Origin of the sequence: Haloarcula sebkhae (assembly GCF_014647415.1) — an archaeon.
Classification (GTDB): domain Archaea; phylum Halobacteriota; class Halobacteria; order Halobacteriales; family Haloarculaceae; genus Haloarcula; species Haloarcula sebkhae.
Genome location: NZ_BMPD01000001.1, coordinates 356,947 through 370,067, shown reverse-complemented (window position 1 = coordinate 370,067; position 13,121 = coordinate 356,947). Strand labels below are relative to the sequence as shown.

The following is a 13,121-nucleotide window of genomic DNA, read 5'->3' as shown; positions in this document are numbered from 1 at the left end:
CCTTTGCGTTCACTCCTCGCCACGGGTGATAAGTGACCCCTTGTGACACTCCGGACAGAAGTCCCCGGCGCGCAACGATGTCGATTCTACCTCGGTAGTGAATCCACACTCCGGACAGGCGAACTCGCCTTCCGGAACCGTCACGGCGCTATCGCTGGTCGGCTCGACATCCGAATCGTCGTCCGTTCCGGTGTCGACCGGCATCGTCTCCGGCGACCAGCCGTCCCCGTCGTCTCCCGGCTCATCGGGCCACTCACCGGGCTGGCGGTCGTCGTCGGTCGACTCCGATTCCTCTTCCTCGCCGAGGATGAGGCCGTCGTCCTTCTCCGGATCAGTCTCGTCTTCGGTCACCGGCTCCTCGCCCTCTGCGTCCGGGACGTCGACCGTCGTCGTCGGCTCGTCCAACTCGACGTCGCCGCTCTCTTCTTCCTCCTCGTCGCTGTCGTCGATGATCTCGGCATCGTCGGCCGACGGATCGACCGGCTCGCCGTCGTCCACGACGTCGTCGCCGATCTCGCTGTCACCCGGTGTTTCGACTGGGTCGTCGACGCTGTCCCAGCTGTCCGAACGCTCTGCACCCTCATCATCGGACTCGACCGTACTGTCAGTCGGTTCGTCTGTCGGTGGTGATTCGGGTTCTACCGTTTCGGACTCGGACTCGTCTTCGACGAGGTCACTGGCGATGTCCGACGGCGTCTCGATAGCCGTTACCTCCTTGTTTTCTGAGACGATTCGCGTATTTCCACACCGCTCACAGGTCTCCCGTTCCTGGATGGTGATGACGACTTCGCTACCCTGCTCTTCGCGCTCGCGCTCGACGGTGGTCTCACCGTACTTGTGCCCGAGGACGGAACATTTGAGACCCATTGCCAGAACTTCCCACCGTGGTGTACTTAAACCCTGCCCGTTGGCTCGGCCATTCGTGACAGAACGCTACCTGTTTCACGACCGTGATGTGTTAATTTCAGTTTGGATTGTGAAATTTTATAACTGGTACCGGTGCTACGCTACCCCAATGCAGCGGACGACGACACTCTTGGTGTCGGTCCTCGCCCTCTCGGCGCTTCTCGGCGGGACAGCGGTGGCGACCGAGAACCAGCCACCGCTTGCCGACGCCGGACTGGACCAGTCCGTTCAGCGGGCCACGACGGTTCAGTTGGACGCTAACGGCTCGCGCGACCCCGACGGCTCAATCGAAGATACCGAGTGGTCTATCGAAACGCCGGACGGTACGACACGCACGCCCGACTGCCCGACCTGCGTCCAGACGACGTTCTCCCCGGCCGACACCGGCCAGTACAACGTCACGGTCACTGTTACTGATGATGACGGGGCATCGCGTTCGGACACGCTCCACGTCGACGTGGTGGCCGCTGGGGGGCCGTCAGTCTCAGTTTCGGCCCCGCCCGCGGTTCCCGTTGGCCTCCGGCGGAATCTGACTGCCAATGCGACTGCCGGCGATGCCGACCTCCGAACACTCGCGTGGGTCGTCAACGGCACCGCGCAAAACCAGATGCGACTCACCGGCGAGAATGGGACCTCGACTATCACGCATACGTTCAACAACTCCGGTTCTGTGTCTGTCCGTGCGGTCGCCTACGATGCCGCCGGACGGCGTGGCGTCGCCAACCGGACGATTCAGGTCGCTGGCTCGTCCGGCAGTGGTGGCGGTGGCGGCGGCAGTAGTTGCCCGGCTGGTAGCGCACCCTACTACGTTGACAGGCAGAACAGGGGCTGTACGAGTGCTGCTATGACCGTTGATGGTACTGTCGTTGATACTGACGGTCGGGAGGGTCTGTGGATGTATGTCGACAGTGAACTTACTAAAATCGCAAACGAGGGGGAATTGAATGAACTCTCCAAAGACGGTTATGGCGGAACATTTAGCAAGGAAACCATTGACCAGCGAAAAGAGGCGATTGAACAGGAACGAGGAGCCTATGCTGACGAAGATGATGATGGTGGTGGCCCCAGTGATGACGGTTCTGGCGACGACGGTTCCAGCGATGAGAGTCGTAGTACTCGTCCAGCATCCAGTGTGCCAAATAACCTGATGAATCCAGGGGGAGGAGACGATGACGACGATGAGGCCGGTGACGACGGTGGATATGACTGGTCGTACAATGACGGTGACGGCAGTAGCAGCGATGACGATAGCAACAGTATCGATGATGATAGTAGTAGCAGTGACAACGACAATGATGGGGGGGTCTTTGACGGCATAATCGGTGGCGGTGATGACGATGATAACGACAGCAGTGATGATGACGGTGACAGCGGTGGTTGGTTCAGCGGTGGTAGCGACGATGACGATAACGGCGATGATGAGAACAGCGGCGGTGACGGCGGCGGCGGAGGGTGGAGTTTCTGGTAATAGCTTTCAGTTCTGTCCTGTGAAGTTGAAATTTTATAAGACAGAATATATAAATTCCAAATAGAATGGGTAGAAAACATAAGGCTGGAGAGGTAGTCGCCTACCTGTTAGCAGTTCTTACAGGTTTTGGACTGTTCCTGACTACCGATCGGGTCAGCATATCGACGAATGCTCGTGAGCATACACACGAATACTCAGTAATGTCCGGTATCCAACTCAAGAGAGCGTCTGTCATCAATCTGGTCGCGTTTACATATGCAGTCGTCTCTATCGCCTTTGTAAGAATACCCACATTTTTGGCTTCTAATGGCGAGAATCTGCTTGATTCATTATCTGTGGGTGTCGATGAAAGGGGTCTGACAACTGGCTTGATACCAGAGCCAACGCCAACTGAAGTTCTGACCCTCTCAGCCGCTGAAGAAGGAATTAATAACATAGACCTCAACGACGAGACCCAAGAACCATGACCGGAAATAAAACTATTTTCAGTGCTGTTGCTATCGTCCTCTTAATAATGTTTGCCGGGTGCTCTGGGCCTGTGGGGGGAAGCGGTTCAGGTGAAGAGAAAACCACGCCAACGCAAACGGCAGAGCCCACGCAAAGGGCTACCAAGACTCCAACACCGGTGCCCACGGAGACCGAAAGTACACCATTGGCCACTGAAGAACCTGAAACTGAGTCCCGCGGCGAAGAAGAACTCAGTAGAGCAGAAAAATTTGAGGCATTCGATGAAAATCTTCAGGACGTATATGAAGCGCAAGCAGATGATCGGTATGTTGACTCTGAAACCAATCCCGACAACAACTCGTATCATCTCACCGTTAGAATGCGGGATACCACGAACCGTACTAAAACCGTTGAGGACCGGCTGAATCCGCTTTGGAAATATCAGGCAGCTGTGAGTGAGTACAACGCGGAAAACGGTAACTACGAGGAGCGAGATCATACGTGGATTCCTGATAGTGTCAATGTGACGTTTGTTACACAGGATGGTGAGGTGTTTCAGACGAGCCACATCAAGTACCTCTGGGCGTACAAATACTATTCCGATGAGTGGTCACTCCGTGTCCTGATGGGAAAGTATTCAGCCACATTAGAGGAAGGACCAGCCTACCACGACAAGTGGAAGTAGCGAGTCACCTACTCAGTACTATAACTCATAGAGCGTTTGTCGGCGACAACCGCGCTGCTCAGGTGCCACGGCGGTCACTCCAAAACGATACGAGGAGGAGAGGTTTCAATCGCCGACCGGTCAACGACGGTGCAGTGTGATTGGCTTTTGCTACTCTCGCGCGCCAGCGACACCAAGACGACGATAAGCCGCACTGACAGCGGTAGAAACGAAAGAAGTGATTGCAGTCTGTGGCAGCCGAGCGAGTGAAGCAACGCGGCATATGGTCTGTTATGGCAATTCCCGGCTCACTGCACAGAGAACGCATATCACCATTCCGAGGGACAAAGATTAGACCCAGCCGGTTTTAGAGGGACATATGAGAGCGAAGCCGGAGTATCGCGACCGGGACGACACAGAGGTTGCGGTGCTCGATGCGCTCGCTGACCGCCGCGACGAGGGGATGACTGTCTTCGAGCTTCGGTCGCGGACGGAAGAGAACATTGATCGCATCGAAGACGCGCTCGCGTCTCTCAAGGCGGACGGCCTCATCGAGGTTGAGGACAACGGGGAGCGGACCGTCATTCTCCCGGGAGAGGGCGTGGTGGGTGAGTCGGTGCCGGACGAAGACGAATCGATTCTCGACCAGATTCGCAAGCGGCTCCCGTTGTAGCCACAGCCGAGTATCACACCACGTCCGACGGCGCGGCTGCGCAGTTGTTCGGACCGAGTTCGAGATCGAACGCGGTGTCGTCGTCGGCCGTCTCCGTTCCGAGGTTGATGGCGATAACCCGCTCGAAGTTGGCGGGGCGCGGGGGGATGTCGTCACAGACGTACTCGACGAACGCCTCTCGGTCCATCGCGAATCCCGGGAGCCGGTCGCGGAGCGTGCCGAGAGTGGCCGTGAACGTGCCGTCGTCAGCCGGCACCGTCGCCTCGCTGTAGTGGCCCGGGGCGACGCGTGTCTTGTCTGGTAGTTCCCCCAGTCTGTCGGTCAGCGTGCGATGGAGGTCGCGGGCGAGGTCACGAGCGCCGTCGGCTCCGGCTTCGAGGTCCGGGCGGGCGACGCTGTCGAGGAAGACGCTGTCGCCGGCCAGAAGCACGTCGCCGATAATGAAGCCAGTCATGCCGGTCGTGTGGCCAGGCAGAGGGTGCGGCTCCAGTGTGGCTGACCCGACCTGAAGCGATTCGTCGTCGGCCAGTGCAGTCACGTCGTCGACACCGCGGGCGACTGCCCGCTCGGAAAGGATCGGTTCGGCATCGATTTCTTCGGCGAGGCGGCGGACGCCGCTGATGTGGTCGGCGTGGACGTGCGTGTCGATAGCGTGGGTGACCGAGGCGTCGCGGTCGGCAGCGTCGGCGACGTACCGGTCCGTAAAGGCCTGGAGCGGGTCGATGACGGCAGCCGAGCCGTCGCTGACGATCATGTAACCGAGACAGCCCGACGACGGACGACGGTACTGGAGGACAGTTGCGGTGTCACACGGGATCTCGCGAGCTTCGTAGAGCCGCGCCCACCCCTCCATGCCGTCGCTGAGGTTCTGCGCCTCAACGCCGTGTTCAGTCAGCAGTCCGGCGACGAAGGCACTGGCCTCGCCGCGGCCACAGACGACCGTTATCGGTCCAGTGCCGGCCACCTCGGCGACAACGTCGTCCACCTCGCCGGTCACCTTCGCCTGGAGGAACTTCGTAAAGGGTAGCTGTGTCGCCGTCACCGCCTCACCACGAATCCGCCACTGCTCGTACTCGTCGCGGTCACGGACGTCGAGTAACCGGACCGATTCACCGGTATCGAGTTTCGCCTGCAACGCTGCTGCGGACAGTGACAGCGGGTCTGTCGGCGGGTCAGGGTAGTCTTCGACCATACCGACTGTAGCGCTCCCCGGTGGATAAATCGGGCGGGGATTTCAAGCCCCTGCCGCGCACAGCGGACGTATGGACGCCGGAGCCACTATCGATGCTGTGCGTGACCAGACTGAGACGGAACGGGACAGGCTGGGATCGGACAAAGTGCTTATTGCAGCGACAGATGCGACACTGGAGACAGATGGGGTGCTCACGGCAGCGGCGACCCGCGAGGCAGGGCTTGCAGATGCCCTCGGCCAGTGGGCCGCCGAGACAGACAGCGACGTGGCGACGCAGTTCGAGGCAGCCGCAGAGGCCGCGACAGAGCGAGCGGACCGCATCGGTGGGGACGCCGGTGACAGCGACGGGTTCATTGACCACCTCGAAACCGTCAGTGGGACTGCACGGCGCGTCGGGGCGGGTCTCGTCGCCGCGCCACTGGTCGCCGACCGGTTCTACCTGCAGGTAGTGAGCTTCTTCATCAACGAGGCGGACGAGAAGCGAGCCGATACGTTCCGCGAGATTCGAGAGGAGGCGTCGGCACTCGACAACGGGAAGACCGCCCTCGAACATCTCTCGGAATCCGAGCGCGAGACGGCAGCGGCGGCCGCGACGGACGCTATCGGGGCGGCGTACGACGACTACGCGGAGACGTTGGAGGTGATGGGACTGGACCCGAAGCCGATCTGCTAATCCAGCCGGTACGTCGCGACGCGGTTGGCGGCATAGAGGAACCCGGCGACAGCGCCAGCGACTGCGATCCCGCTGCTCGCCACCAGGCCTCCGCTGAGGAGCCATGTTTTGCCGAACGGTATCGCGAACAGGTTGCGAACGGCGAGCAGGTACGTCAGGCTCCCCGGTGCGACGGCCACGCCGAGGACGAGGAAGTACAGCCCAAACGCCCAGCCGCTCGGAACAACCACTTCGTGGCCCCGCACTGACGCCGACTCGAATTTCGGGAACACGACGCCGGCTCCGACGGCGATGGCCGGCGCGGCGACAGTCGCGACCAGTGCAATTGTGAGTCCAGCAGCGAGCGTGACCGGTGGCGTTCCGGCCGCGACACCGAGACCGACGACCAGTAGCGTCGTCACCACGCCGCCGGGGAGTGCGCCCGCGAGGACGAGTCCGGTGACGAACGCCCGGCCCGAGACGTTGGCGGTCAGTGTCAGCGGCAGTACCCCCTCCTCGCCGCCGAGCGGATTGAGCGAAAACGCGGCCCCGAATGCCGCCGCGCTGATGAGGCCGGCACTGAGCGGGAGCGTCGGCGGCACTACCCGCTCCAGGATGACGATCTGGAGGTGATACACCAGGAAGAAGAATGGCATGATCGCGAACTGGACGGTGACGGGGGCTCGCTTGGCTCGGAGCCACGACTTCTGGGCGACGACGCGAGTCGCCGTCGAGACCCGTCCACTCAGCAGACGGTCCGAGAGCGTTCGTTCATCGGCGTCGAACTCGTGATCGGGCTGGACCGGATCGGCATACCAGACCCGGCCGGCCAGCCACAGACACGCGACTGCGCCGACTGGGAGCGCGCCGAGAATCCCCGCTGTGGCAACGGCGGCCGTGATCGGATTACCGCCGTTTCCCAGCACGAGCAGGACCACGTCGGCGGGCCACGAGAGCGGGGACTGGGTCGCCAGTTGGAGCACGCGAAGCTGTACTGTCGGGACGGTCGTCATCGCAACCCAGCCAAGCGGCAGGATAAGCGAGACGGCGGCTCCGACGCTTGCTCGATGCCGCGCGATGAAGGCCGAGCGGTTCGCGACCAGTTTCGTCACCAGCCCCAGACCGAAGCCGAGAACCGTCCCGAGCAGGGCGACCGTGACTGATCCGACGAGGGCCACGATAGCGACGGGGACTCCGGCATCACCGACTGCAAGTCCGCCCACCAGCGCCAGAATCGGGATGGTGAGCGCGAGCGACACGCGACCGGCCTCAGCGGCCAACAGCCCGGCCGCCGCGTCCTCGTAGGGGACCGTTGTCAGCAGGCCGTCGGCGGCGTCCGGTTCGCCGGCCGATTTCACCGTATGCTGAAGCGTGAAGAAGCCGACGAGTCCGAGCAGTCCGACGATACCTGCCGTCGTTGCAAGCCTGACCGTGTGGGCGTCGCTGTCGGCGAGGAAGCCACCCAAAAAGAGCGCTCCCGCGCCGATAGCGAGACTGTAAATGATGATGCCCAATCCGCCGCCGAGCAGCATGAGCGTCCCGCGCGTCGTGCCCATGAGCTTGCGCCAGGTACGCCGCAGTTCCGTCCGCGCGATCAGTCGCATCCGCCGTCCGTTCGGCCGCTTCATCGCTCTCCCGGGTGCTCGCTGGTCACGTCGAGGAACACGTCTTCGAGCGTGCTCCCGGATTCGACACCATCGGTCAGTTCCTCGGGAGACCCCTCCGCCACGAGGTCGCCGTCGTACAGGACACCAACGGTGTCGGCCAACTCCTCGACGACGGGCAGGATGTGCGTCGAGAGAAAGACCGTCGTGTCAGCGGCCGCGACCTCGCTGATGGTATCACGGACCGTCCGAGCCGCCCGCGGGTCCAGTCCCGAGGTCGGTTCGTCCAGAAACAGCACGTCGGGGTCGTGCAACAGCGCCTGAACGAGACCGAGCTTCTGTTTCATCCCCTTCGAGTACGTCTCGACGCGCCGGTCGGCGTCCGTATCGAGGTCGAACCGGTCGAGGAGCGACTCCACGCGGTCCCAGTCCTCGTGCCCGCGCAGGCCGGCGACGTATTCCAGCTGCTCGCGGCCGGTGAGTTCATCGTACAGCGGTGGTTCTTCGGGCAGGAAGCCGATGTGCTCGACCACCGCGGCGCGGTCGGCGACCGACTCGCCCGCCACCCGTGCGGTGCCGCTCGTCGGGTTCGTCAACGTCGTCAGGATGCGAATCGTCGAGGTTTTGCCCGCACCGTTGGGGCCGAGAAAACCGAAAACACTCCCGCGAGGAACCGTCAGGTCGAGGGATTCTATTGCCGAGACGCCGCTGTAGCGCTTCGTCAATCCCTCGGTGACGATTGCGGGTGCTGGAGGGCACATACGGGCAGTGCCGCACCGACTGTGAAAAGGTCTTGCTGTTGGCGAGTCCGCTACCCGAGCCTGCCAGCGTTACTCCTCGACCGCTGCGTCGGCGGCATCGGCTTCAGCGTCTTCATCCTCATCATCGTCATCAGGATTTTCGACGACCTCGATGCCACGGTTGTTGACTGCCGACGGATCGAGCCCGATCTCCTGCAGGAAGTTCTTGTACTCGCGCTCGCACTGCTCGGCGTCTTTCTGGCGGTCGCTGGCGCGGTCACACAGTGCGATGAGGTCCTCGGGTACGTCGTTACTGTAGACGATCCAGTGGTTGATGAGGTCCGAGAGGCGGCGAATCGGCGAGGTGAAGTGACCGTAGATCTCGAAGTTCAGGGCGTGGTGGCCGCCGAAGGGGTCGTTCATGTACTTCGCGCGGGGCATCACCTTCATCACTGCCCACTGGATCTTGTCGAGCTGGCGACCGGGGGCCTGTTCGAGCGTGGCGTTGACGGCCTTCCGCGGGTCGTCCCAGGCGTCGCCGGGGATGGAGACCCCGTCGAGTTCCTGAATCTCGACCAACGCCTCGTCCCACTCGTCGGGGCTTGGCTGCGGGTGGACGCGGTACATCGCCTCAACGCCGCGGTTCCACATCAGCTCGTGCGTGACGGCCTTGTTGGCCTTCAGCATGCACTCCTCGATGATGGTGTGGGCGCGGTCGCGGGCGGGGTTGAGGACGAGCGAGCCCTCTTCCTTGCGCTGCTCGTGCATCCGGTCGGCCAGTTCCCAGACGCGCTCGGTCTTCTCCGCGAGGTCGACGCTCTGGTCTTCCAGCACGTCCTCCGCTGTCTCCGGCTCGTCCAGCAGGCGCTCGGCCTCGGTGTAGGTCAGCCGCGCGTCCGAGCGGATGACGGACTTGTAGATGTTGATCTCCTCGTAGCCGAGGTTCTCCTTGTCGAGGTGCATCTCGACGGTGTGAGCCAGACGGTCCTCGTTGGGGACCAGCGAACAGACGGTTTCGGCGAGGACGGGCGGCAGCATGTGGACGGTGTACGCCGGAAGGTAGACGGTGTTCCCCCGCTCGACGGCCTGCTCCCACATCTTCGTGTCGGGGTTGACGTAGTGGGTCACGTCGGCGATGTGGACCCAGAGGACGACCTCGTCCTCGCGCTCCTCGATGGAGATGGCGTCGTCGAAGTCCTGCGCGTCGATAGGGTCGGTCGTCCAGGTCGTCATCTCCCGGAGGTCTTCGCGCTCGTCGACCTCGTCCTCGATTTCGGCCTGCACGTCCTGTGTGCGCTCCTTAGCCTCTTCCAGTACCTCCGGTGGGAACTCGTCGGGGATGCCGAACTTCTCGAACAGTTCCTCGCGCTTGTTCTCCAGATGGCGTGCCATTTCCGGGTCGATCTTGACGGGGCCTTGCCCCTCGGCGGTCCCGGCAGCCGCCTGCGCGTCCTCCGTAGTCATGTCACCCGGTACGAACAGGGCGTAGTTAGGGCTGTCGGGGTGGGACTGGGCCGTGACTTCCGTGTCTCATTCCCTGTGCGCGTCGCCCTCGGAGAGTTCTCGGAACCGTTTCAGGAACGTCTCCTGATCGGCCTCGCCGGCTCCGGCGGCATCGAGCGTCGTTTCGAGGCCGTCCCGTGGCTGCTGGCACAGGTCGGCAAAACAGGCCTTACAGAGGTGTTCGAACGTCTTGTTCCGGCGGTCCCACCGATCGCCGTGTTTGTCGTACTCGCGAGCCTCGGACCGCGAGACGGACTCTCCACACGCGATACAGGTGACCGACTCCGCCCGGGAGCTCCGGGACCCGAACATACGAACCAGTTGCGACTGACAGCGCTTAGAGTTTTCCGCACGGGCAACAGTTCCCCGTTCCGGGCCACACGTTTATTCACCCGCCGCCATTACACAGGGTATCGGCTATTCGGAGCCAGGGACACTGAATGAAGCCACCAGAGACACTCGCTCACTCGACGTTGGACACGCTACCCATCAATATCGCTGTCCTCGACGACGAGGGGACAATCCTGTTCACCAACCGCGCCTGGCGGGAGTTCGCGGGCGACGAGGACGGGGAGATGGAGGGGACGAACTACTTCGCGACGACTGATGTCGATGCAGACGAGTACGCCGGGCAGGCGCTCGGCGGCATCGAGTCGGTCATCGACGGTGAGCAAGAACTGTTCACGATGGAGTACCCGTGTCACTCTCCGGAGGAAAAGCAGTGGTTTCTGATGCGGGTCGCACCGCTGCCCGACGACGAGGCCGGGAGTGCGGTCGTTGCACACATCGACATCACCCAGCGGAAGCTCGCCGAACTGGCGGCCGAGCGACGGAGCGAGGAGCTCAAAGCCGAACGCCAGAACTTGAAACAACTCGTCGATCGGGTCGACGGCCTCCTGAAAGCGGTGATGGGTGACGTACTGACCGTCGACTCGCGCGAGGCCATCCAGCAGACCGTCTGTGACCGGCTGGCCGAAGTCGACTCCTACCAGTTCGCCTGGGTGTCCGAACTCGATCTGCGCGACGAGACGCTGTCGTCGACAGCGCTCTCCGCGGACTACCCGACGACGCTATCCATCCCGCTGGACGCTGACGATCCGGTTTCGGAGGCGGCCCGAACCGAGGAGATGCAGGTCGTGACCGGCGATATCGACGAGCAACACAGCCGACTCGCCGACTCCGATGTCGCGTCGGTCGCGGCAGTCCCGCTCGTCTCCGGCGAGTCGCTGTACGGCGTGCTCACCGTCTACGCCGACAGCGACGACGTGTTCGACCCCCGCGAACAGGCCGTGCTGGGGACCATCGGCCGGGCGACCGCGGCGGCTATCGACGCCCGCGAGACCAGCCGGCTGCTGACCGCCGACAACGTCACCGAACTCGAACTGCAGGTCACTGACTCAGGGGTTTTCTACATCGACGTAGCGAGCGAACTCGGCTGCTCGATGGAGTACGGTGGGAGCGTCCCTGACGGTGAGGAAACGGTGATGTTCTTCCTCGTCGAGACGGACGACCCCTCGGCAGTCTGTGCCGTCGCCGCCGACCACCCGCAGGTGTCTGGCGTCTCACACGTCTCGACGGCGGACTCGTCGGCGCTGTTCGAGTTTACCGTCTCGGACCCACCGATCGTCTCGGTCGTCGCCGACCGCGGAGCCCAGACGGGCGACATTCTGGTCGAACCGGGGAAGGCAACAGTCACCGTCACGCTCCCGGCGTCGATGGAGACCCGAAGCGTGGTCGAGCAGGTCCGCAACCAGTATCCGGAGACAGAACTGCTCTCCGTACGGGAACGGGACGAACCGCCAGCCTCCCGGCAGGCGTTTGTCGCAAACGTCGAGGAGCGGTTGACCAACCGCCAGCTAACGGCGCTCCGGAAAGGGTTTCTCGGCGGCTTCTTCGACTGGCCACGCGACGTGTCCGGCGAGCAACTGGCCGAGTCGATGGACATCTGCCCGTCGACGTTCCACCAGCACCTCCGTGCCGGTGAGCGAAAGCTACTGGAAGAAGTGTTCGAAAACTGGTAACCCGTGCCTCTGAACTCCTCTCCTGACGGCGGATTCCTTGCGCGATCCCCGAAGCAGTTTGGTAGTCCGCTTATCCCGATAACAACCGTATATACATGTAGTGATACCGAACCAGTGTCCTATCTGTCGTCAGCGAACGGACAGGACACGCCGCCCCGTGATAGCGGTGCAACCACGGGCCGACCGGACCATTACGCACAGCCTACCGACAAGCGCGCGACGCATCGTCCGCCAATGACTGCCCGATAGCTTTCAATGCACTCCGATAACATCCAAACCAGCAAATCGATACAGCAGGAAACCGGACGGACGTTCCACCTCGCGACGCGTCTGCTTCCGGAGCGTATCCGCCACCCGACGTACGTCATGTACGCGTTCTTCCGGGTTGCGGACGAGGTCGTCGACCAGACGGACGGGCCGCCGCCGACTGTCCAGCACGAGCAACTGGAGGTGATTCGCGAGGCCGCACTCGGGAACATCGACCCGGAAGAAACCGACCACGAGGCGGTCATGGCGGCGTTTCAGGACCTGGCCGAGCGTCACGACATCTCCGAGGAGACGATTAACGTCTTCATCGACGCGATGGAGATGGACATCGCACAGGCCCGCTACGAGACGTTCGAGGACCTCCGTGAGTACATGGGCGGCTCCGCCGTCGCCGTCGGCCACATGATGACGGAGGTAATGGACCCGCCACAGAAAGAGGAGGCCCTGCCCCACGCGACGGCACTGGCCGAAGCGTTCCAGCTCTCGAACTTCCTGCGGGACGTCCGCGAGGACATCCACGACTACGGCCGGGTGTACCTCCCACAGGAGACGCTTGACCGTCACGGCGTCACCGAGGAGCAACTGGCTGACGCCGAGGTCGACGACGCCTTCCGCGCCGTGATGCAGGAGGAACTGGCCCGGACCGATGAACTGTACCGCGAGGGCGTCGCCGGTATCCGATACCTCCCGGAGGACTGCCAGTTCGGCGTGCTGCTGGCTGCGGTCCTGTACGCTGACCACCACCGGCTCATCCGCGACCGCGGCTACGACGTGTTGACCGAGACGCCGGACCTCACTCGTCGCCGCCGGCTGTGGCTCCTCGCCCGCACGTGGTGGCACTGGCGGCGCAACGGCGACCCCGAAGCGACGTTTTACACCGTGAGCGCTGTCTCTGAGCGTGGCCCCGGCGAGACGCCAACGGACACTCACAGCCACGGGCAGCCCACGTGGCGTGGATGACAGGCACGCACCGGGCATCGTTTT

General features: G+C 62.6%; 13 protein-coding genes. 7 read left to right on the top strand and 6 right to left on the bottom strand.

Annotation, left to right across the window (positions count from 1 at the left end; translation table 11 throughout):
* Nucleotides 1-9: 9 nt before the first annotated feature.
* Entirely contained in the window at nt 10-867 is an 858-nt protein-coding gene (locus tag IEY38_RS01870; protein WP_188974877.1) for a DUF7093 family protein, read from the bottom strand.
* Between the two features lie 148 nt (nt 868-1,015).
* Here IEY38_RS01870 and IEY38_RS01865 point away from each other — a divergent pair, with 148 nt between their 5' ends.
* The 4 genes from IEY38_RS01865 (at nt 1,016) to IEY38_RS01850 (ending at nt 4,158) form a co-directional block, all read left to right on the top strand.
* Entirely contained in the window at nt 1,016-2,374 is a 1,359-nt protein-coding gene (locus tag IEY38_RS01865; RefSeq protein WP_188974875.1) for a PKD domain-containing protein, read from the top strand.
* Between the two features lie 65 nt (nt 2,375-2,439).
* Entirely contained in the window at nt 2,440-2,841 is a 402-nt protein-coding gene (locus IEY38_RS01860; protein WP_188974873.1) for a hypothetical protein, read from the top strand.
* A complete protein-coding gene (locus tag IEY38_RS01855; RefSeq protein ID WP_188974871.1) occupies nt 2,838-3,506 on the top strand; it encodes a hypothetical protein in 669 nt (222 codons plus the stop codon). The genes IEY38_RS01860 and IEY38_RS01855 overlap by 4 nt, the downstream gene beginning before the upstream one ends.
* Before the next feature lie 358 nt (nt 3,507-3,864).
* A complete protein-coding gene (locus tag IEY38_RS01850) occupies nt 3,865-4,158 on the top strand; it encodes a DUF6432 family protein (protein WP_188974869.1) in 294 nt (97 codons plus the stop codon).
* Nucleotides 4,159-4,171: 13 nt separating this feature from the next.
* On the opposite strand, the gene IEY38_RS01845 is transcribed toward IEY38_RS01850, so the two are convergent.
* Nucleotides 4,172-5,350, bottom strand: a complete 1,179-nt coding sequence (locus tag IEY38_RS01845) for an MBL fold metallo-hydrolase (protein ID WP_188974867.1) — start codon at nt 5,348-5,350, stop codon at nt 4,172-4,174.
* A 70-nt stretch (nt 5,351-5,420) separates the two neighbouring features.
* On the opposite strand from IEY38_RS01845, the gene IEY38_RS01840 reads away from it, so the two are divergent.
* Nucleotides 5,421-6,023 (top strand): transcription antitermination protein, encoded by a 603-nt coding sequence (locus IEY38_RS01840; protein ID WP_188974865.1) that lies wholly within the window; start codon nt 5,421-5,423, stop codon nt 6,021-6,023.
* Here IEY38_RS01840 and IEY38_RS01835 read toward each other — a convergent pair.
* The 4 genes from IEY38_RS01835 to IEY38_RS01820 form a co-directional block, all read right to left on the bottom strand.
* The gene (locus tag IEY38_RS01835) at nt 6,020-7,606 is read right to left on the bottom strand and encodes a hypothetical protein (protein ID WP_188974863.1); all 1,587 of its coding nucleotides are present in this window, start codon (nt 7,604-7,606) and stop codon (nt 6,020-6,022) included. The two genes, IEY38_RS01840 and IEY38_RS01835, sit on opposite strands and share 4 nt — an antisense overlap.
* Nucleotides 7,607-7,626: 20 nt before the next feature.
* Nucleotides 7,627-8,367: an ABC transporter ATP-binding protein gene (locus IEY38_RS01830; RefSeq protein WP_170097042.1), complete on the bottom strand. Its 741-nt coding sequence runs from the start codon at nt 8,365-8,367 to the stop codon at nt 7,627-7,629.
* A 69-nt stretch (nt 8,368-8,436) separates the two neighbouring features.
* Nucleotides 8,437-9,810 carry an RNB domain-containing ribonuclease gene (locus IEY38_RS01825; RefSeq protein WP_188974861.1) on the bottom strand — a complete coding sequence of 458 codons (1,374 nt, stop codon included), beginning with the start codon at nt 9,808-9,810 and terminating at the stop codon, nt 8,437-8,439.
* A 66-nt stretch (nt 9,811-9,876) separates the two neighbouring features.
* Nucleotides 9,877-10,161: a DUF7562 family protein gene (locus IEY38_RS01820; RefSeq protein ID WP_188974859.1), complete on the bottom strand. Its 285-nt coding sequence runs from the start codon at nt 10,159-10,161 to the stop codon at nt 9,877-9,879.
* 128 nt (nt 10,162-10,289) lie between these two features.
* On the opposite strand from IEY38_RS01820, the gene IEY38_RS01815 reads away from it, so the two are divergent.
* Entirely contained in the window at nt 10,290-11,870 is a 1,581-nt protein-coding gene (locus IEY38_RS01815) for a bacterio-opsin activator domain-containing protein (RefSeq protein WP_188974857.1), read from the top strand.
* Between the two features lie 255 nt (nt 11,871-12,125).
* The gene (locus IEY38_RS01810; protein ID WP_170097046.1) at nt 12,126-13,097 is read left to right on the top strand and encodes a phytoene/squalene synthase family protein; all 972 of its coding nucleotides are present in this window, start codon (nt 12,126-12,128) and stop codon (nt 13,095-13,097) included.
* Nucleotides 13,098-13,121 lie beyond the last annotated feature (24 nt).

What these genes read in the sequence shown, in the direction of transcription:
- IEY38_RS01820 (WP_188974859.1), bottom strand. Translation starts at nt 10,161, where the DNA reads ATGTTCGGGTCCCGGAGCTCCCGGGCGGAGTCGGTCACCTGTATCGCG.
- IEY38_RS01825 (WP_188974861.1), bottom strand. Translation starts at nt 9,810, where the DNA reads ATGACTACGGAGGACGCGCAGGCGGCTGCCGGGACCGCCGAGGGGCAA.
- IEY38_RS01830 (WP_170097042.1), bottom strand. Translation starts at nt 8,367, where the DNA reads ATGTGCCCTCCAGCACCCGCAATCGTCACCGAGGGATTGACGAAGCGC.
- IEY38_RS01840 (WP_188974865.1), top strand. Translation starts at nt 5,421, where the DNA reads ATGGACGCCGGAGCCACTATCGATGCTGTGCGTGACCAGACTGAGACG.
- IEY38_RS01835 (WP_188974863.1), bottom strand. Translation starts at nt 7,606, where the DNA reads ATGCGACTGATCGCGCGGACGGAACTGCGGCGTACCTGGCGCAAGCTC.
- IEY38_RS01865 (WP_188974875.1), top strand. Translation starts at nt 1,016, where the DNA reads ATGCAGCGGACGACGACACTCTTGGTGTCGGTCCTCGCCCTCTCGGCG.
- IEY38_RS01870 (WP_188974877.1), bottom strand. Translation starts at nt 867, where the DNA reads ATGGGTCTCAAATGTTCCGTCCTCGGGCACAAGTACGGTGAGACCACC.
- IEY38_RS01810 (WP_170097046.1), top strand. Translation starts at nt 12,126, where the DNA reads ATGCACTCCGATAACATCCAAACCAGCAAATCGATACAGCAGGAAACC.
- IEY38_RS01850 (WP_188974869.1), top strand. Translation starts at nt 3,865, where the DNA reads ATGAGAGCGAAGCCGGAGTATCGCGACCGGGACGACACAGAGGTTGCG.
- IEY38_RS01855 (WP_188974871.1), top strand. Translation starts at nt 2,838, where the DNA reads ATGACCGGAAATAAAACTATTTTCAGTGCTGTTGCTATCGTCCTCTTA.
- IEY38_RS01845 (WP_188974867.1), bottom strand. Translation starts at nt 5,350, where the DNA reads ATGGTCGAAGACTACCCTGACCCGCCGACAGACCCGCTGTCACTGTCC.
- IEY38_RS01815 (WP_188974857.1), top strand. Translation starts at nt 10,290, where the DNA reads ATGAAGCCACCAGAGACACTCGCTCACTCGACGTTGGACACGCTACCC.
- IEY38_RS01860 (WP_188974873.1), top strand. Translation starts at nt 2,440, where the DNA reads ATGGGTAGAAAACATAAGGCTGGAGAGGTAGTCGCCTACCTGTTAGCA.